Here is an 18737-nt window from a genome sequence, read left to right as displayed (position 1 = left end):
GAATCGAGTTTCGAAGTATTGGCCCCCGAACCAACACTGGGCCGGATTGTTCGAAAGGGAACGCTTTTGATCGCTTCGTCTGTGGGTTCGCACATGCAAATCGCAGTCCTCGGAGCCGGCAGTATGGGACACGGAATCGCACAGGTCTCCGCGATGGCGGGTCACGACATCGTCCTCCGTGACATCGAGGCGGAGTTCGTCGAGGACGGCCTCGAGGGGATCCGCGCCAACCTTCAGGGCGGCGTCGACCGGGACAAAATCAGCGAGGACGAGATGGAAGCGACCCTCGAGCGCATCGAAGGGACGACGGATCTCGCAGGGGCGGTCGAAGACGCCGAGCTGGTCGTCGAGGCGGTGCCCGAGGACATGGACCTCAAACAGGAGGTCTTCGCGGACGTCGAAGCGGCGACCGACGAGGACACCGTCATCGCCTCGAACACCTCCTCGCTGTCGGTGACCGAGATGGCCAGCGCGCTCGAGCACCCCGAACGCGCCGTCGGGCTCCACTTCTTCAACCCGCCCCACATCATGGATCTGGTGGAGATCGTCATCGCCGAACAGACCGACGATCGGACCGAGGAGTTCGCCGTCGACTACGTCCGGGGCATCGAGAAGGAGGACGTCGTCGTCCGGGACACGGCCGGCTTCGCCACCTCGCGGCTGGGGCTCGCGCTGGGACTGGAAGCGATCCGGATGGTCGAGCAGGGCGTCGCCAGCCCGGCCGACATCGACGAGGGAATGGAGATCGGTTACGGGCATCCGATGGGGCCACTGGAGTTGACCGACCACGTCGGACTCGACGTGCGCCTGCACATCGCCGAACACCTCCGCGAGGAGCTGGGCGAACGGTTCAAGCCGCCCCAGTCCCTGCGCCGGAAGGTCCGTGCCGGCAACCTCGGAAAGAAGACCGGCGAGGGCTACTACGTCTGGGAAGACGGCGAACGCGTCGGCATGAGCGGCGAGTGGGGCGGAGACGAGTAACGCGGGACGCGAGGAGTACCCCCGCAGGGATACCTTACTAGGTAGGCATACCGCTTGTTTCGCCTCCCCTGCTACTGACTGCTACCGTCCGATACCACGGACGGCGGCCCCGGGGGCGCACGTGGGAAAACGACGGGGCCACTTTTCCGTTCAGCTGCCACTCCCGACAGCGGACCCCACGTGCCGGCCGGGCGGTTCGAGATCCGCCGCGCGGTCGATTCCGCGCCCCGTTCCGGTCGAACGGTCGGTAATGCGGATGCTTTTAGCCGCTCCTGTACAATGGTGGGGTATGTCACTGGAACCGAGCGCCGACCCGGCCGCCGACGGGCGAGCGAACTACGACTATCGGAGCGACGAACTCGACCGTCCGGCGCTGGTCGCGGACATCGAGGCGCTCGTCGACTGCGAGGTCCGTGCCGATTCCTACTCCCGCGAACTGTACGCTACGGACGCGAGCGCCTACGAGATGACCCCGATCGCCGTCGCCTTCCCCGAATCGACGGCCGACGTCGCGGGGATCCTCGAGTACTGTGCCAAGCGGGAGATTCCGGTCCTCCCGCGGGGTGGTGGGACGAGCCTCGCCGGCCAGACGGTCAACCGGGCCGTCGTGTTGGATTTCACCCGGCACATGAACGCGATCCGTGAGATCGATCCCGACGAACGGACCGCGACGGTCCAGCCCGGGACGGTCCTCGGGACGCTGAACGAGGCACTCGAATCCCACGATCTCAAATTCGCCCCCGACCCCGCGTGGGGCGACAAGAGCGCCATCGGCGGCGCGATCGGGAACAACTCGACGGGCGCACACTCGCTGAAATACGGCAAGACCGACGCCTACATCGAGGCGGTCGAGGCCGTCCTCGCCGACGGCACCGTCACCCGGTTCGGCGAGGTCACGCTCGAGGAGATCACCGAACGGGCCGATCCCGACGGCGACCTCGAGGCCCGGATCTACGCGGAAGTCGAGCGAATCCTCGAGGCGGACGCGGACCGCATCGAGGAGACCTATCCCGACCTCAAGCGCAACGTCTCGGGGTACAACCTCGACCGGCTCGTCGCCGAGGCTCGCGGCGAGGAACTGCCGGGCGGGGAGGACACCGGCGAACCCGGAACCGTCAACCTCGCGCGCCTGCTGGCCGGCAGCGAGGGGACGCTGGCGATCGTCACCGAGGCGACCGTCGCGCTCGAGCCGGTGCCCGAGACGAAGGCGGTCTCCCTGTTGTGCTACCCGGACCTCCACGAGGCGATGCGGGACATCGAGCCGATCCTCGCACACGACCCCGCGGCGGTCGAAGTGTTAGACGACGTGTTGATCGACCTCGCTCGCGACACCGCGGAGTTCGGTCCCGTCACCGAGATGCTCCCCGAGGGGACCAACGCCGTGTTGCTCGTGGAGTTCTACGCCGCGGACGAAGACCACGGGAAGGAGCAGGTCGCCGGGCTCCTGGCCGACCGCGTGCCGTCGGCCACGCCGGCGGGCGAGCCAGCCGACGACGCCCCGAGCAGCGAATCCGAGACGGTCGCGATCGAGGCGCTGGAGGCCTACGACGACACTGAGCGCGCGAAGCTGTGGAAGCTGCGCAAGTCCGGCCTCCCGATCCTGCTCTCGCGGACGACCGACGCGAAGCACATCTCGTTCATCGAGGACACCGCGATCCCGCCCGCGAAGCTCCCCGAATTCGTCGAGGGGTTCGAGGAGATCCTCGAGAGCCACGACACCTACGCCAGTTTCTACGCCCACGCCGGCCCCGGCGTGCTCCACGTGCGGCCGCTCGTAAATACGAAGACCGAGGTGGGCCTCGAGCAACTCCACGGGATCGCGGACGACGTGACGGACCTCGTCGTCGACCTCGGCGGATCCGTCTCGGGCGAACACGGCGACGGCCGCGCCCGCACGCAGTGGAATCGGAAGCTCTACGGGGACGAACTCTGGGAAACGTTCCAGGACCTCAAGACCGCCTTCGACCCCGACCGGATCCTCAATCCGGGGCAGGTCGTCTTCCGCGACGACGATCCGACGGATCTGCGGGAGCACCTGCGATTCGACCCCGACTACGAGTTCGAGGCCGGCTTCGAGCCCGCCCTCGAGTGGGAGAACGACAACGGCATGCAGGGGATGGTCGAGCTCTGTCACGGCTGTGGCGGCTGTCGCGGCGAGCAGTCGACCACGGGCGGCGTGATGTGTCCGACCTACCGGGCGAGTCGGGAGGAGATCACGGCCACCCGGGGCCGGGCGAACGCGCTCCGCCAGGCCATGAGCGGCGATCTCGAGCCCGACGAAGCCGTCTCCGACGAGTTCGTCGAGGAAGTGATGGACCTCTGTATCGGCTGCAAGGGCTGTGCGATCGACTGCCCGAGCGAGGTCGACATGGCGAAGCTCAAAGCCGAGGTCACCCACGAGTACCACCAGCGAAACGGCGCGAGCCTCCGGGATCGCCTCTTCGCCAACGTCGGGACGCTCTCGAAGTGGGGCTCCCGGCTCGCGCCGCTGTCCAACGCCCTGCCGAAGCTGCCGGGTGCACGAAAGGCGCTCGAGGTGGCCGTCGGGATCGATGCCGACCGAGCGCTGCCGACGTTCCACGCGAAGACGTTTCGAGATTGGTTTCACGAGCGAGGCGGCGAAGCCGCCTCGAAAAAGCGAGCGGCGGCGGCGCAAGCAGAGCGAGGCGGCGCTCGCATCGGCGAGGGCGAGGCCACCCGCAAGGCCGTCCTCTATCCCGACACCTACACCAACTACAGCCACCCCGACGCCGGGAAGGCGGCCGTCCGCACCCTCGAGGCCGCCGGCGTCCACGTCGCCGTCCCCGACGGGCTCGGCGACACGGGCCGGCCGGCGTTCTCGAAAGGGTTCCTCGAGAAGGCCAGGGACGCGGCCCGGGAGAACGTCACTGCGCTCGCGCCGCGGGTCGCGGAGGGCTGGGACGTCGTCGTCATCGAACCCTCCGACGCGGTCATGTTCCAGTCCGATTACCTCGATCTGCTCTCGACCGAGGCCGCCGAAACCCTCGCGAACGCCACCTACGGCGTCTGCGAGTACATCGACACCTTCCGGCTGGACGAAGCGATCGCCTTCGACGAGCGCGCGGCGACGGCGGACCTCGTCTATCACGGTCACTGCCACCAGAAATCGGTCGCGAAGGACCACCACGCCGTCGGCGTGCTTCGACGAGCGGGGTACGCCGTCGACCCGCTCGATTCGGGCTGCTGTGGGATGGCGGGCTCGTTCGGGTACGAGTCCGAACACGCCTCGATGAGCGACGCGATCGCTCAGATCCTCTACGGGCAGGTCGACGACAGCGACGGCGAGCGCGTCGTCGCTCCCGGTGCCTCCTGTCGGACCCAACTCGAGAACAGACCCGGTGCATCCGAGGAGCCCCCGACGCCGATCGAAGTCGTCGCCGAGGCCTTGGAGTGAGACCCGGGCACCGTCGAGCGGGTCAACGAGGCGAGCGGCGGCGTCTCATCGGTCGGTACGGGGCGGGCGGACGACGTTCTCGAGGGCGTAATCGCCAAGCAGGAGGACGAGAACGGCACCGATGAGGTTGAAGAGGAGATCGAGCGCGGTGTCAGTCTTGCCGTAGGTGACCAGTACCGGTTCGAGTCCGAGACGGTTCGCTATCGCGTGGATCGTGTACTCGAGGAGTTCCCAGCAGAGGCCGGCGACGGCGACGACGGCGACGACGCGCGGGCGAGGGTCGTCGCCGCGGCGACGAGCAGCCACGAACGCTGCGCTGCCCACGAGCGTCGCCGAGTGGGCGTGTGTCAGGTGGTCCCACCACCAGACGTCGTCGTAGGGACCGAGCATTCCGATCGCGTGGGTGAGCATCGCGACCGCGACGTACGCGCGTTGCCACGGTCGGAACTCGAGTCCGTAGACGCGTTCGACGATCCGAGGCACGTACGTCGCCGCGAACGCCACGACGGTGTTGACGATCGCACCCGGATCGCGTCGGCGAACGCCGGCGACGAACACGGCGACGAGCGCCCATCGAACGCCGCGTTCGGCCGTCTGCTCTCGTGTCATTGCGGAATCGTTTGATACCGATACTGTTCGTCGCGCATAAAGATGCCGTGTTCGCGCCGCGTTCGATCCGTGGAAATAGAGTCCGCCGCGAGCCGTGACCGGTCGCGGCTACAGATACCGCGCCGGGACGTAGGGGCGAGCCGACGCCGGGAGGAGGGCGACCAGCCGCTCCGCGACGGTCGCCAGCGATTTTCGCAACAGGACGTAGACGGCAGACACCGCGACGAAGGCGATCGCGAGCGCGGCCACGCGGTCGCCGCCGAGCGCGACGAGTGGCACCGCCGCGAGCCCGGTCAGGAGGAGGTCTTCGGGGGACCCGTCGTACCGGATCCACCGCCGGGGGCGGATCCAGCGGCCGTGATAGTGACTGAACACCGCCCGCTCGGAGGCACCGTTCCAAGGCCGTAGCTCGAGACCGCTCCCGAAGACGTCCGCGACGGCGTGAAGGGCCGCGGCCGCAAGCCCGACGGCGAGCGCGACCGTTATCGGAGTGGGCACGAGCGCTGCGAGGGCCAGTGCCGGAGCCGTCGCGACCGACGCGTACACGGGGTAGTGAAGCGTCTTCCGGTGGCCGGTATAGAGGTCGAGGTCGGGAGCCAGTCCGCCGACGAACCCCGCGACGAACGCGACCGGTGCGAGTTCCGGGGCGACCGTCAGCACGGGAAGCGCGAGCACCAGCCCTATCAGCGCGTGGGTTGTCGCCATCATCGTGACCTTTCGTAAGCGACGGAAGGTGAAATACGTTTCCCAGCCCGCGAGCGACGCTACGGTCCGACCAAATCGTCGTAGCGCGCGCCGGTCTGTTTCAGCGTCTCGGTCGAGTAGAGCCGCTCGTGGTCGACGGGGAGGTAGTCGGCGGCGAGTTCGTCGATTTTGGCGTCGACGGCCTCGGGGTCGCGCCCGTGGATCATCGTGAACAGGTTGTACGGCCAGTCCTGATCGGGCCGGCGGGGTCGGTGGTAACACAGCGTGACGTAGGGCAGTCCACCGGCCCGCTCACCCCGCACGTCGAGTTCGTCGTCGGGGACGTCCCAGACGACCATGCAGTTGGCGTCGAAGCCGGTCACGACGTGGTTGATCACACAGCCGATCCGCTTGAGACAGCCCGTCTCGAGCAGGCGTTCGACGGCCCCGAGCACGTCCGTGACGGCGTAGCCGAGTTCGCCGGCGATATCCCGGTAGGGCGTAGCCGACAGCGGGAACCCGTCCTGGATCTCGAGGAGCAGTTCGGCCTCGAGCGTCGAGAGATCCCCAGTCGCCGCCTCGCTGATCCGGGTCGCCGAGGAGTCGGTGCGCTCCGCGAGGGATTCACGTGCGAACCGATCGCCGTTGACGACGGGAAACTCGAGATCGATGTAGTAATCGGTCAGCATCGGCAGGTTCAGCACGTCACAGCCGGTGCGGTCTTCGATATCGGCGAGGATCTCGTCGCGAGCCGCCTGCGAGCCGGCGGTGACGACGAACCACATGTTCCACTCGTGGTCGCGGGCGTAGTTGTGGTTGACCTGCCGGTAGTCGTTGATGATCCCCGCGATCTCGTCGAAGCGATCCGCCGGTGCCTGAACCGCGGCGAGCGTCGACGAGCCGATGACGGGCGGATTGAGGACGGCACCGAACCGGCGGACGATCCCCGCTTCCCGAAGCGCGCGGACCCGGTCGACGGCAGCCGATTCGTCGATCTCGAGGTCGGCCGCGAGACGACGGAACGGCCGCTCCGTGACCGGAAAGCCGCTCTGATAGCCGTCGATCAGTGCCGCGTCCACGTCGTCGATGGCCTCACGCCAGTTCCCCGACAGGGTACTCATTGGTTGTCCTAGGGAGAAGAGGCTCGTATCGTTTTCGGGTCCGCTCGAGTCGACTCGCAGGACACCACGGAGAGGTGTGCGATCCCGTAGCGGAGGCCGACGCTCGCCCCGCGCTCGGCGGTGTCGCCATCGCGGCAACGAGGGCAACGAGCCATCACCGATCCAAAGGGCGAGTCGCCACAGTACTACCAAAATAGAATGATACTCACTATTCATACAGTAGTGGATAGCTACAGACTATACGGTGTAATCGGGAGCACCACCGGGTATAGGAGCATCGCCCGATATTCAGGAAAATGAACGGAGCCGTCTCCGTTCGCCACCGAACGGAAGCGCCGGCAAAAACGGGGTTGAAGCCGATCGATGGGACCCATCGTATAGCCTCGATCCGTCCGTTCTCGATATGAGAGCATCCCGACGATGTTTGCCGTCGGCCGGGCCACGCAGTTCCGGCGCGGTCGCCGCCAACTCCGAATCGGAGCCGACCGGAAGCCGATAGCGGAAGCATAATATATAGTCTACTTCTTCTGAATGACCAGACTACATATAATATAGACGAGCCCCCACATCACTGACTTTCGATCCGCTCTATCGGCGCGGGGAAGTTCCGGCGAGTCCCGCGGACCAGTCTCGAGGCGAACCTGACGGACGACAATCCGCATCGTAATTACAGCCATATGGTCGTAATACCATTCGGTCGATCCGATCGGTCGACCCCGTTCAGCAGCGAGTCGTCCGGAAACGGGTTTGAAGTTTCATATAGTATTATCGATGTATTATCCGTGATCTTCTCACGGTCAGTATGCGAGACGGTCCGTGGTGACAAACCACGCTGGGGGATATCGCACCCGGTAGGCTCCGGGCAGCGTCGCAATCGCACCCGTTCGGACCCCGGACAGCGTCGCACCCGATGGGAATAGTTTCCTCCTATCGCTCGGTACTCACCACATAGTTAGAGCTCTCGAGGGCGAAGGGACGCTGAATGGCGACCCCGCGTCGGATGCGGTTCGTCCGTGGACAGCTCGCCTGGATGGTAGCGACGGTGCTCCTCCTGTCGGTGTTCGGTTCGCTCTCCGCCGAGTTGTTCTTCGCGTGTTCGCTGATCGGGTTGCTCGTCGTCACCGAACTCATCGCGCCAGGCAACGTGACGCCGACGTGGCGGTCGCGGCTGAAGTGGCTCACGGTACTCGGGCTCGTCGGGTTCGCCTCGCTCGTCGCCCGCCGACTTCTCGCGGTGGTTCCACCGGAGGTGATCCCGTGAGATGGGACGCCGGCATGGTCGACGACGGCGAACTCGTCTGGCCCCGCGTCCTCCTGTTCGCGCTCACGCTGGTGACCGTCGTCGCGCTGATGGTCGTCGCGGCGACGTCCACGGCGGCGTTCAGCCCGCACAACCCCGCCTGGGACGGCGGGACCGACCTCCGCAACGAGATCGAGTCCGACTCCGGCGTCGAGAGCGAACTCGTCCGGGATTCGACGAGGTACGAGGCGTTTTCCGACGCATCCGCCGCCAACGGAACGGTCGCGTTCGTCGTCGCACCGGCGGACCCCTACACCGACGCGGAAGCCGCGCGGATCAGGACGTTCGTCGAGAACGGCGGGACGCTCGTCGTCCTCGAGAGCGTCGGCGAAAACGGGAACGAGCTACTGGCCGACGTCGGTGCGACGGCCCGCGCGGACGGCCGCCTGCTACGCGACGAGTACGAGAACGACGGCGGGCCGGCGATGCCGGTCGCGACCGGCATCGAGAACCACTCGCTGACCGACGAGGTCGACCGGTTGACGCTCAACTACGCGACGGCGATCGAACCGGGTTCGGAGAACGCGACGGTGCTCGCCACGACGAGCGATCTCGCCTATCTGACCCCCCAAGACGATCGGCTCGAGCCGGGCGACGAACTCGGCCCGCATCCGGTCGCGACCGTGGAGAACGTCGGTCGGGGACGGGTCGTCGCGGTCGGGGATCCCAGCCTCGTGATCAACGCGATGCTCGACCGACCGGACAACGGCCGGTTCGTTCGGGAGCTGTACGCCGGTGCCGACCGCGTTCTGCTGGACGTCTCCCACGCCGCCGACCTCCCGCCGCTGGCCGCGGCGATCCTGACGATACGCGACGCCCGACCGCTCCAGGTGCTGCTCGGCGTCGGCGGCGTCGTCGCGATCGCGGCAGCGTCCGGCCAACGCGCTCGATCGGTCGGGACGCGCGCCCGGCGACTGCTATTCGGCGACCGCCCCCGACGCGCCGACCCGGGCGAGGGGGCGGGACAGTCGGTGCAGCCATCGTCCTCGATGCCCCACCCGTCCGACGCGGAGCGGGACGACGAACGGGTCCAGCATGTGAGAGGGGACGGTAACCGTATCCGTCGGGACGACGATGACCGCGATACCGTCGACTGAACGGGGCCGATCCGCGCAGCGAACGGCGGCGCGAGGAGCGGCCCTATCCGAACCGATCCGACAGACCAGACACCAGCCCACGAATGAGCGAGAACGATCCGAGAGCCGACGGCAGTCGTACAGAGACGGGCGAACCGGATGCGATCTACGACACATTACGTGCGGAAATCGGTCGCGTCCTCATCGGCAACGACGACGCGGTCGAACTGCTCACGATCGCGCTGTTGACGCGTGGCCACCTCCTTCTCGAGGGGGTTCCCGGCGTGGCGAAGACGACGCTCGCGAACCTCTTCGCCCGTGCGAGCGGCCTCGACTCCAACCGCGTCCAGATGACGCCCGACATCCTGCCGGCGGACATCACCGGCACGGAGATCTACCGGGAGAACGGAGAGACGTTCGAACTCCAGCGGGGCCCGGTCTTCGCGAACGTCGTCGTCGCCGACGAGATCAACCGCGCGACGCCGAAGACCCAGAGCGCCCTTCTCGAGGCCATGCAGGAGCGCCACGTTACCATCGGCGGGGAGACCCTGGCGTTGCCGCGGCCGTTCATAGTCATCGCGACACAGAACCCGATCGAGATGGAGGGCGTCTTCGAGCTACCGGAGGCCCAGCGCGACCGCTTCCAGTTCAAACACCGGATCACCCTCCCCGACGAGGATGCCGAACTGGACCTCGTCGACCGCTTCGACGACGAGCCGATGCTCGGGCCGACGGCGGTCGAACAGGTGGTCGACCGCGAGGAGATACTCACAGCGCGGGAGCGCGCCGACGGCGTTCACGTCGCGCGCCCGGTCAAGCGGTATCTCGTCGACCTCGTCGGGGCGACGCGAGCACACCCCGACGTCGCTCACGGAGCGTCGCCGCGCGCGACGCTCGCGTACCTCAACGGAGTCAAGGCACGCGCCGCGATCCGCGGTCGCGAGTACGCCATCCCGGACGACGTGAAAGCGCTGGCCGAATCCATTCTGGCCCATCGCCTCGTGTTGACGACCGATGCCGGACTGAGCGACCTCGCCGCGGACGACGTCGTCGCGGACGTCATCGAGTCCGTCGACGTTCCAGGGACCGAGGCCGCGATCGAGCAGGAGGCGGCAAGCGGCGACGGTACGTCGCCAGCGGAGTGACGCCGATTCGGGCGGTCGGACCTGCAAGGAACGTCACGCCGGCTCCCAGCGACAGGTGATCAGCCACTCGGGGCGGTCCTCGGCCGGCTCGACCTCGAGTTCGATCGGCCGCTCAAGGGCGTCGGCGAACCCGGCGGCGAGAAAGGAGGCGACGGGATGGTCGATCCGGTCGACGTCACCGAATGCGGCCGAGCGGACGGCGACGGTCGCGCGCCCGTCGTCGGGATCGACCGCCGGATCGGCCTCGGTCGCGAGTTCGAACTGTTCGACGAGACCGTCGGCGAGTCGCGTCGCCGCCGCCGTCGGCTCGGCCGGCAACGGACCGTCGAGCGTTCGCTCGAACGCCGCGAGGAGCCGCCCGCCGGTCGGCTCGAGGACGAGCCCTCGTTCCGCCGGCCGCGTAACGAAGGGACCAGCGGCGTCCGTCGGAGGGTCACTGTCGGCCCGCTGTGGGACGAACAGGCGGATCGACGACGGATCGGTGCCGGGGAGATAGAGGCGGTCGTCCTCGAGGGCGAGGTCGTCGACCAGGGCCTGTGCGTTCGTCGCGGCGGCGGCGTAGACGCAGTCGCCGACGGTGGCTGCGACGAACCGGCCGGGGGTGAGATAGTACGTGAGGATCGCGCCGAACAGACCCGTCGCGCCGAGGGCGAACAGGACAGTTCGCCCGTGGTGAAACAGGCCGCCGCCGAGGACGGCGACCGCGCCGACGACGGCGAGCCATCGCGCGGTACGGCGGTAGGTCCCCCGCATCGCGCGTGCGTACTCCGCCCGGAGGTGGGCGTTCTCTTCAGCCAGTCGGTCCGCTTTGGCTGCCGCCTCGGTCCGGTCTGGCGACGCCCTCGCAGCGTCGTCGCTCTGCGACGGTCGTGAATCGGTCCGCTCCGAATCGGCAGTGTTCCGGGTCATCGGTGAGTATCGGCGTCGGGTGTCGAGTCCGGGTCCGACGGCGACGAACCGACGCGCTCCGTCGCCGCTGTCGATGGATCGGCGGTCGACTCGCTCGGCCCCGGACCGGAATCGGGACGGTCGCGTACCGCTCGGTCGAGGACGAAGACGAGCCCGTATCGATGAAGGCCGTACACGCCGCCGGCGAGCGCGGCGAGCGACCCACCGGCGGCCATCCAGAGCGGCTGTCCCGCGGGACCCAGGACGGCCCAGGCGAGTCCCCCGAGACCGCCGGCGCTCACCAGCGCGGCCGCGGCGTGGCCGAGCCGAGCGTCCCTCGCCGTTCGCGGGGCCGAAGCGAGCACGAGCGCGACGAACCCGGCCTCGACGAGCGCGACCGAAAACGGATCGATTCCGGCCGGAACGAGCCCGACGAGCGCGACGTGCCCGACACCGATCGCGGACGGCGTCTCGAGTGCGCCCCAGACGACGGCGGTCGCGATGCCGGCAATCGCACCCGGTCGGCCGGCCGTGTGGGCAAACGCCGCGACGAGCGCCGCAAGCGCCAGGAGCTGCGGGACGGTGCGACCCGGCATCCGGCCGGCGACGACGGCGCGTGCGGTCCGACGTAACCCGGACGCGTCGTCAGCGTCGGCCTCGGCGGCCACGGGTTGGCGATCGCTCACCGTCGATCACCTCGCTCGCGCCCCGCCTCGAGAACGGTCGCGAGCCGATCGCCGGGCCCGACTTCGAACGCGCGGACCCGGTCGAACCGTGCGAGATCGCGGCGGAGCGCCTCGAACTCGAGGTAACGGTCGGACGCTCGCTCGATGTCGGCCAGACCGCCGGGTTCGTACAGGACTGTCGGTGCGAGAAAGACGGACACGGCGGCGTCGTTCGCACGGGCCATCGACACCGTCTCGCGAAGCGCGGCCGGATCGTCGTCGTCGGTGAAGACGACCACCCACGACGTGGACGGGTTCGCCGTCAGCACCGTCTCCACGGCATCGAAGAGCGGTCGTTCTCGAGCGAGCCGACAGTACCGCTGGGAAGCGGCGTAGAACGGACGGAGCGTCTCGGCGAAGGGGGCGGCGTCGCCCTCGAGATCGCGAACCGAGCGGCGAGCCGTCGCCCGCGTCGGTCGCTCGTGGATCGACGAGGCGGGTTCGACGGGCGGCTCGGTGGCGCGCCGGGCGGTCGGGTCCGACGGCGTCGGCTCGACGGCGAGGAGGTCGCGGCGAACCGTCGCGTAGGTCCCGGCCGTCGCGGTCGGCTCGATACAGCTCGTTACGCCGCCGTCGTCGACGGCGACGAGCCCGAGCGGGTCGTCGAGATCTCGGGCGCAGTCGGCCGTCGCGAGCATCACTGTCCGGAGGTAGTCGAGTTTCGTCCCCGCCGGCGGGCCAGTCGAGAGGGAGCGGCCGTGGTCGACCACCAGGAGGGTCTGGCGAGTCGTCTCCGTCTCGTACTCGCGGACGTGGGGCGTCGCGAGCCGTGCGGTCGTCTTCCAGTCGATCCGCTTGGCCGCGTCCCCGGGGACGTGTTCCCGTATCTCGGCCGGCTCGATCCCGCGACCCGACCGGCGCAGCGTGTGCGCACCGTACGGGCTCGCGAGCCGATCGCCGCCCTCCCCGACGTGCAGCCGCCGGGGGCCTCGCGACTCGACCGAAACCGTCGGTCGCTCGCCCGTCGCGACCGTCTCGACGAACCGACCGTCGGTCGCGGTCACTCGAGGAGCCTCGAAGCGGTGGCGACCGACGACCGGCCACGTGACGGTCACGGTCGCCGTCGCGGCCGTTGCATCCGGCTCGAGTACGAGGGCCGCGTCGCGGTCAGGCGTCGCCGCGGTCGGCAGACCGACGTCTATTTCGAGTGAAAGCGGGGTCGGGTCCGCGAGCGTCGCATCGATCGAGACCGGCGTCGACTCGCCGGCATGAACGGTCGCGGACGGGAGCGCTCGAGTGATCGAGAGACGGCGTTTCGTTCGCTCGAGCGCAGCGAGAAACGAGTACTGCGACGCGAGGGTCCATGCGCCGACCAGCACCGTCCCCGCCAGGGGAAGCGGGCGATCGATGACGACCGCGAACGCGGCCAGGAACCCCGCGAGGGAGAGACGGCTCCAGAAGGTCCGTGTCGGACGCATGTCGTTTTTCACGTCCCACAGGAACGGTGTTGAAGCTACTGGTTGTAACCGTCAGCTGCAACACCGCGACGCGGAATCGTCCGTCCCAGAGCTCACTCCTCGTCGCGGCCCTCGCTGAGGTGTTGCCAGATTTCGACACAGCCCGCACCGTCGTCGATATCGTCGACCAGTTCGTCGTCGGTCGCGTCGTCGCATCGATCACACGCCTCTGACGGCTCGTCGGAATCGCCTGTCTCGGCCATACGACCCGTGTTGTGATGCCGCCAGCAATAAATTTGATTTACTAGATCGTTATACTATTGATTTAGGAGAACGAAGATTTCTAAGGAGATGAGTAAATAACGGCCCACGGATTGTCACCGGATGTTTCCAATGGATACATTTTTTGCTATCGTTCGGATCACTATCTGGTAGCATCATGTCAATGCTGCTCACCGGTGGAGACGGATATATTGGCTGGCCTACAGCAATTCGTATCGCATCCCGAACCGACGAGCAGGTCGTTCTCGTCGACAACTTCGCGCGACGGGACTGGGTCGAAACCGTCGGATCGACGAGCGCGACGCCCGTCTTCCCGATGGCGGAACGGCTCGAGGCGGCCAGCGAGATCCACGACGGCCGCTCCCTGTCGTTCGTCGAGGGGGACCTCACCGACGGGGAGTTCGTCGACCGGCTGATTCGAATCCACGAACCCGAGACGATCGTCCACACGGCGGCGCAACCGTCGGCACCGTACTCCCAGCTCGGCCGCGAGCGGGCGAACTTCACTCAGCACAACAACCTCCAGGCGACGCGGAACCTCCTGTGGTCGCTGGGGGAACACGGACTCGAGGAGACGCACTTCATCGAGACCACGACGACCGGCGTGTACGGCGCGCCCGAGTTTCCCATCCCCGAAGGTGGGGCGACGATGGAGCACCGCGGCGAGCGCGACGAGGTTCCGTTTCCGGCGATGGCCGGAAGCTGGTATCACCTGACGAAGTCCCACGACGCAGCGAACATGCGGCTGGCACACGACCAGTTCGACATCCCGGTGTCGGACGTGCGGACGGCGATCACCCACGGGACCGAGACCGCCGAGACGGCCGCCGACCCCAGACTCGGGACGCGGTTCGATTTCGACTACTACTTCGGCGTCGTCGTCCACCGGTTCTGCGCACAGGCCGTCGCCGGCTATCCGATAACCGTCTACGGGCGCGGCGAGCAGCGCAAGCCCTTCATCGCGCTCGAGGACGCCGTCGAGGGACTGACGCGACTCGCGCTCGCCGATCCGAGCGAGCGCCCCGCGGACCACACCGTCTACAATCAGGTCACGCGGGCGATCAGCATCGTCGAAATCGCCGAGACCGTCGCCGACGTAGCGAACGAGTTCGGGCTGGGCGTCGAGGTCGAGCACGTCGAGAACCCGCGATCGGAGGACGAGACCCACGCGATGGAGATCGAGAACGATCGCTACGAGGCGCTGATCGACGGCCAGTCGACGTCTTTCGAAACGAGCGTTCGCTCGATCATCGAGACGCTGCTCGAGCACGAGGACGTCATCGTCGCCCACGAGAACCGCTTCCTCCCCGACGTTTTGAGCGAGGGCTGATCCGTGCGGATCCTGGTCACTGGCGGCTGTGGCTACATCGGAAGCGCGCTCGTCCGTCGCCTCCGCGAGAACGAGAGGGTCTCCGAAGTCGTGGTCCTCGATTCGCTCGCAGGGGGGTCACCGCGGGCACTGCTGGGTGCGATCGGGGACGATCTCGAGTTCCGGCGGGGAGACGTCAGGGACTACGCCGACGTCGAGAGCGCGATGCGCGGCGTCGACCGCGTGATCCACCTCGCGTCGATCACCGGCGCCGAGAGCACGCACGACCGCCGCGAAGAGACGCGGGCCGTCATCGTCGGCGGTACCGAGAACGTCGCGACGGCGGCGGGTGAGCGCGGCGTCGAATCGGTCGTGTACGCCTCCTCGTGCAACAGTTACGGCCGCGTCGCGGACACGCACATCGACGAGACGGCGTCACCGGCACCCCGTAATCCGTACGCCGAGGCGAAAGTCGAGGCCGAACAGGTGGTCCGCGAGGCGGCGGCCACCAACGACTTCGCGGCGACGTCGCTCCGAATGAGCACGAACTACGGCTACGCGCCCGGAATCCGGTTCAACCTCGTCGTCAACCACTTCGTCTTCCGAGGGCTGACCGGCCGACCGCTGACGGTGTACGGCGACGGCAGGAACTGGCGGCCGTTCATCCACGTGCGGGACGCCGCGCGAGCGTACGAACACGCAGCGATCTCGCCCGATCGGTGGCCACGGGCCGTGTACAACGTCGGCCACACCGAACAGAACTACCGCATCGAGGACGTCGCTCGCGTCGTCAGGGAGGAACTCGATCGGGACCTCGAGATCGTCTATCTCGAGGACGAACGGCCGGGGCCGTCCTACCACGTCGAGTTCGACCGCCTCTCGGAGACGGGGTTCGAACCGTCGTGGACGCTGCGGGCGGGCGTTCGCGAACTCGCCGATCGATTCGCGCGACAGCGTGACGCCACCGGTGTGCTGGACGCGTCGCGACCGAACTCGTCGTTGCGGGAGGTGAACGTCGATGGTCGCCGGTGAGGACGGATCCGATGCCGCATCAGTCGGCGACGAATCGCGACAGGTACGCGTCGCAGTCACCGGTGCGGCGGGCTACATCGGGAGCCGCGTCGTCGCGCTCCTCCAGTCCGAACGACCGGCGTGGTCGATCACGGCGATCGACGACTTCTACCGCGGTTCGCTGCGTCGGATCGGCGACGTCACCGTCGAGCACGTCGACGTTCGGAACCGCAATCGTCTGTGGGAAGCGCTCGAGGAAGCCGACATCGTGATGCACCTCGCCGCGATCAGCGGCGTCGAGGACTGCAAAGCGAACCCGGAGCTGGCCTACGAGATCAACGTGACCGGGACGGGCCACGTCGCACGGTTCTGTCGGCAACGCGGCGCAGCCCTGATATTCCCCGCGAGCATGGCGGTTGTCGGCGACCCCCAGGAGTTCCCGATCACGGCCGATCAGCCGCGAGCGCCCCTGAACTGGTACGGGCGGACCAAGCTCGCGGGGGAGCGGCTCATCGACGCCCTCGCCGCCGACTCGTTCCCGGCGCACCTGTTCCTCAAGTCGAACCTGTACGGCGATCACACGATCGACGGGGAGGTCATCACGAAGGGAGCGGTGCTCAACTTCTTCGTCGAACGGGCGCTCGCGGCCGAACCGCTGCCCGTCTACGAACCGGGGACCCAATCGCGGAACTTCGTCCACGTCAAGGACGTGGCACGCGCGTATCTCCGCAGCGCCGACGTGCTCGTCGATCGGCTGGCGAAGGGAGAGACCGGCGCCGAGTTGTTCACGATCGCCAGCGACGAGGACCCCAGCGTGATGGCCCTCGCCGAGGCCGTCAGCGACTGCGTCGCCGACATCGCGGGGATCGACGTCTCGACCGAACTCGTCGAAAACCCCCGCGGCGACGAGACGCTCGTCGACGCCTTCCCGGTCGAGACGACGCGGACACACGACCGCCTCGGCTGGGACCCCACGCACACGGTCGAAGACACGATCCGGCGACTCGTCGAACGGAACGCATGAGTCCGCTTCCGCCCGACCCGCTCGACGTCGCGTTGGTCGCGCTCACGGTCGCCATCCTCTACTGGGGGTTCGACCGCTACCGGCGACGGTTCGAGCGACGCGACCTCGCCATCGCGATCGCGCTCGCGAGCGGCGTCGCGTCGCTCGTGTTCGTTCCGGAGGCGTTCGACCTCGTCGGGACCGCTCTCGAGATCGAACGGCGCTACGTCGTCGTGTCGCTGCTCGCGACGCTGGTCCTGCTCGGCGTCGTCCTGTACGCCTTGAGCGTCGCCAGAGCGGCCCGCGACGAGGTCACGGCGCTGACCCGATCGCTCTCGGTCGACCGGGCCCCGCGGACGGACGGCGGCGCGGAGACGGTGTTCGTCGTGATTCCCGCGTACAACGAGAGCGATACCATCGACACCGTCGTGTCGTCGCTCCCGGAGTCGGTCCGCGGCTACGACGTCCAGCCGCTGGTCGTCTCCGACGGGTCGACCGACGGGACCGCGGCGCGGGCCGCCTCGAGCGGCGCGATGGTCGTCGAGCACCCGATCAACCAGGGACAGGGAGGCGCCCTGAAGACCGGGTTCGAGATCGCGCTCGAACACGAGGCGGCGATCGTCGTCACGGCGGACGGCGACGGGCAACATCCGTCGTCGGAGTTGGACCGGCTCGTCGCACCGATCGTCGAGGACGAGGCCGACTACGTGATGGGATCGCGGTACCTCGGCGTCGATCGGTCCGGCAACGGCGTCGTTCGCCGGACCGGCATCCGGTTTTTCACCGGCCTGATCAACGTCCTGATGGACACCGACATCACCGACTGTACGAACGGCTACCGAGCGATTCGGGGGCCGATGCTCGAGCGGCTCACCCTCACCGAGGAGCGATTCAACGCGCCGGAGTTGATCATCGAGGCCCGGAAGAACGGGCTCCGGCTCGAGGAGATCCCGGTCGAAATCGAGGACCGAAAGGACGGCGATAGCAAGAAGCCGAAACTGGGGTTTGCGGTCGGTCTGACGCGCATCATCGTGGTCGCGTGGCTGCGATGACGCCGCCGTCCAACCGAGCGCATCGCCCGCGACGGCAAAGCGACTGCACGACTGACGAATTCAGCGACCATGAGAGCAAACGAAACGCGGAAACGAAACGTCGAACGGACGTTCGAGCGCTGTATCGAGCCCCACGTCAGGGACGAGACCGTCCTCGACATCGGGTGTGTCGCACACGATTCCGCCAAACGACACGACGAGACGTGGCTCCACGACCTCGTCGTCCGGGCGGCCGACGACGCGCTCGGCGTCGACGTCCTCGAGGACGAACTCGCCGCGCTCGCGGACGCGGGGTACGACGTCACCGCGGGCGACGCACAGGACCTCGCGCTGGATGAGACGTTCGACGTGATCGTCGTCGGCGAACTGATCGAGCACCTCGTCGACTTCGACGGGCTCCTGACGTCGGTCGACGAGCACCTGGCCGACGGCGGCAAACTCGTCGTCACGACGCCGAACGCGATGGCGGTCCACTGGACCGCGCTTCGCCTCCTGGACCAGGAGTTCGTCAATACGGGCCATACGTGCTGGTTCGACGCGACAACTCTGCGCCAACTCCTCGAGCGATACGGGTTCGAACCGGTCGAGATCACGTACGTCGGCGACTGTCGACCCACGCTCGCGGACCCGCTCCAAATCGGCGGCTGGCTGTGCGAGCGCATCCTGCCGGACCGGGTCGGCAAGAGTACGCTCGCCATCGTCGCCACCCGCAGCGGCGAGTAGCCGACGACCTCGACGA

General features: G+C 67.6%; 17 protein-coding genes. 10 read left to right on the top strand and 7 right to left on the bottom strand.

Going from position 1 to position 18737, the window contains the following annotated elements; all coding sequences use genetic code 11:
- Nucleotides 1-93: 93 nt before the first annotated feature.
- Both CP557_RS17665 and CP557_RS17660 read left to right on the top strand, forming a co-directional pair.
- A complete protein-coding gene (locus CP557_RS17665) occupies nt 94-981 on the top strand; it encodes a 3-hydroxyacyl-CoA dehydrogenase family protein (protein WP_097381119.1) in 888 nt (295 codons plus the stop codon).
- Between the two features lie 289 nt (nt 982-1270).
- Complete coding sequence (locus CP557_RS17660) at nt 1271-4396, top strand: FAD-binding and (Fe-S)-binding domain-containing protein (protein WP_097381118.1); 3126 nt, start codon at nt 1271-1273, stop codon at nt 4394-4396.
- Between the two features lie 45 nt (nt 4397-4441).
- Here the strand turns inward: CP557_RS17660 and CP557_RS17655 are convergent, their stop codons facing one another.
- The 3 genes from CP557_RS17655 to ahbB all read right to left on the bottom strand — a co-directional run bounded on the left by CP557_RS17655 (nt 4442) and on the right by ahbB (nt 6810).
- A complete protein-coding gene (locus tag CP557_RS17655) occupies nt 4442-5005 on the bottom strand; it encodes a hypothetical protein (protein WP_097381117.1) in 564 nt (187 codons plus the stop codon).
- Nucleotides 5006-5113: 108 nt separating this feature from the next.
- Complete coding sequence (locus CP557_RS17650) at nt 5114-5713, bottom strand: hypothetical protein (RefSeq protein WP_097381116.1); 600 nt, start codon at nt 5711-5713, stop codon at nt 5114-5116.
- Nucleotides 5714-5769: 56 nt separating this feature from the next.
- Nucleotides 5770-6810, bottom strand: coding sequence for a siroheme decarboxylase subunit beta (gene ahbB / locus CP557_RS17645; RefSeq protein WP_097381115.1), 1041 nt, complete (start codon nt 6808-6810; stop codon nt 5770-5772).
- 982 nt (nt 6811-7792) lie between these two features.
- Here ahbB and CP557_RS17640 point away from each other — a divergent pair.
- The 3 genes from CP557_RS17640 to CP557_RS17630 all read left to right on the top strand — a co-directional run bounded on the left by CP557_RS17640 (nt 7793) and on the right by CP557_RS17630 (nt 10331).
- On the top strand, nt 7793-8071 hold the full coding sequence (locus CP557_RS17640; protein ID WP_097381114.1) for a hypothetical protein: 279 nt from the start codon (nt 7793-7795) through the stop codon (nt 8069-8071).
- Between the two features lie 14 nt (nt 8072-8085).
- Nucleotides 8086-9207, top strand: coding sequence for a DUF4350 domain-containing protein (locus CP557_RS17635; RefSeq protein WP_097381113.1), 1122 nt, complete (start codon nt 8086-8088; stop codon nt 9205-9207).
- An 83-nt stretch (nt 9208-9290) separates the two neighbouring features.
- Nucleotides 9291-10331, top strand: a complete 1041-nt coding sequence (locus CP557_RS17630; RefSeq protein ID WP_097381112.1) for an AAA family ATPase — start codon at nt 9291-9293, stop codon at nt 10329-10331.
- Between the two features lie 33 nt (nt 10332-10364).
- On the opposite strand, the gene CP557_RS17625 is transcribed toward CP557_RS17630, so the two are convergent.
- From CP557_RS17625 to CP557_RS22690, 4 genes are all read right to left on the bottom strand, one after another.
- Nucleotides 10365-11240, bottom strand: a complete 876-nt coding sequence (locus CP557_RS17625; RefSeq protein WP_097381111.1) for a hypothetical protein — start codon at nt 11238-11240, stop codon at nt 10365-10367.
- Nucleotides 11237-11905: a hypothetical protein gene (locus CP557_RS17620; protein ID WP_097381110.1), complete on the bottom strand. Its 669-nt coding sequence runs from the start codon at nt 11903-11905 to the stop codon at nt 11237-11239. The genes CP557_RS17625 and CP557_RS17620 overlap by 4 nt, the downstream gene beginning before the upstream one ends.
- On the bottom strand, nt 11902-13362 hold the full coding sequence (locus CP557_RS17615) for a DUF58 domain-containing protein (RefSeq protein ID WP_097381703.1): 1461 nt from the start codon (nt 13360-13362) through the stop codon (nt 11902-11904). The genes CP557_RS17620 and CP557_RS17615 overlap by 4 nt, the downstream gene beginning before the upstream one ends.
- 92 nt (nt 13363-13454) lie before the next feature.
- Nucleotides 13455-13604 (bottom strand): hypothetical protein, encoded by a 150-nt coding sequence (locus tag CP557_RS22690; protein WP_169924403.1) that lies wholly within the window; start codon nt 13602-13604, stop codon nt 13455-13457.
- A gap of 176 nt (nt 13605-13780) precedes the next feature.
- On the opposite strand from CP557_RS22690, the gene CP557_RS17610 reads away from it, so the two are divergent.
- The 5 genes from CP557_RS17610 to CP557_RS17590 all read left to right on the top strand — a co-directional run bounded on the left by CP557_RS17610 (nt 13781) and on the right by CP557_RS17590 (nt 18721).
- Complete coding sequence (locus tag CP557_RS17610; protein WP_211290225.1) at nt 13781-14953, top strand: NAD-dependent epimerase/dehydratase family protein; 1173 nt, start codon at nt 13781-13783, stop codon at nt 14951-14953.
- 3 nt (nt 14954-14956) lie between these two features.
- Nucleotides 14957-15964, top strand: coding sequence for an NAD-dependent epimerase/dehydratase family protein (locus tag CP557_RS17605; RefSeq protein WP_097381108.1), 1008 nt, complete (start codon nt 14957-14959; stop codon nt 15962-15964).
- Nucleotides 15951-16967, top strand: a complete 1017-nt coding sequence (locus CP557_RS17600; RefSeq protein ID WP_097381107.1) for an NAD-dependent epimerase/dehydratase family protein — start codon at nt 15951-15953, stop codon at nt 16965-16967. The genes CP557_RS17605 and CP557_RS17600 overlap by 14 nt, the downstream gene beginning before the upstream one ends.
- Nucleotides 16964-17998, top strand: a complete 1035-nt coding sequence (locus tag CP557_RS17595) for a glycosyltransferase family 2 protein (RefSeq protein WP_097381106.1) — start codon at nt 16964-16966, stop codon at nt 17996-17998. Before CP557_RS17600 ends, CP557_RS17595 begins: the two co-directional genes overlap by 4 nt.
- Before the next feature lie 69 nt (nt 17999-18067).
- Entirely contained in the window at nt 18068-18721 is a 654-nt protein-coding gene (locus tag CP557_RS17590) for a class I SAM-dependent methyltransferase (protein WP_097381105.1), read from the top strand.
- The last annotated feature ends 16 nt before the right edge of the window (nt 18722-18737 follow it).

Source organism: Natrinema ejinorense (assembly GCF_002494345.1).
Taxonomy (GTDB): domain Archaea; phylum Halobacteriota; class Halobacteria; order Halobacteriales; family Natrialbaceae; genus Natrinema; species Natrinema longum.
This window is presented reverse-complemented; position numbering and strand designations above follow the sequence as displayed.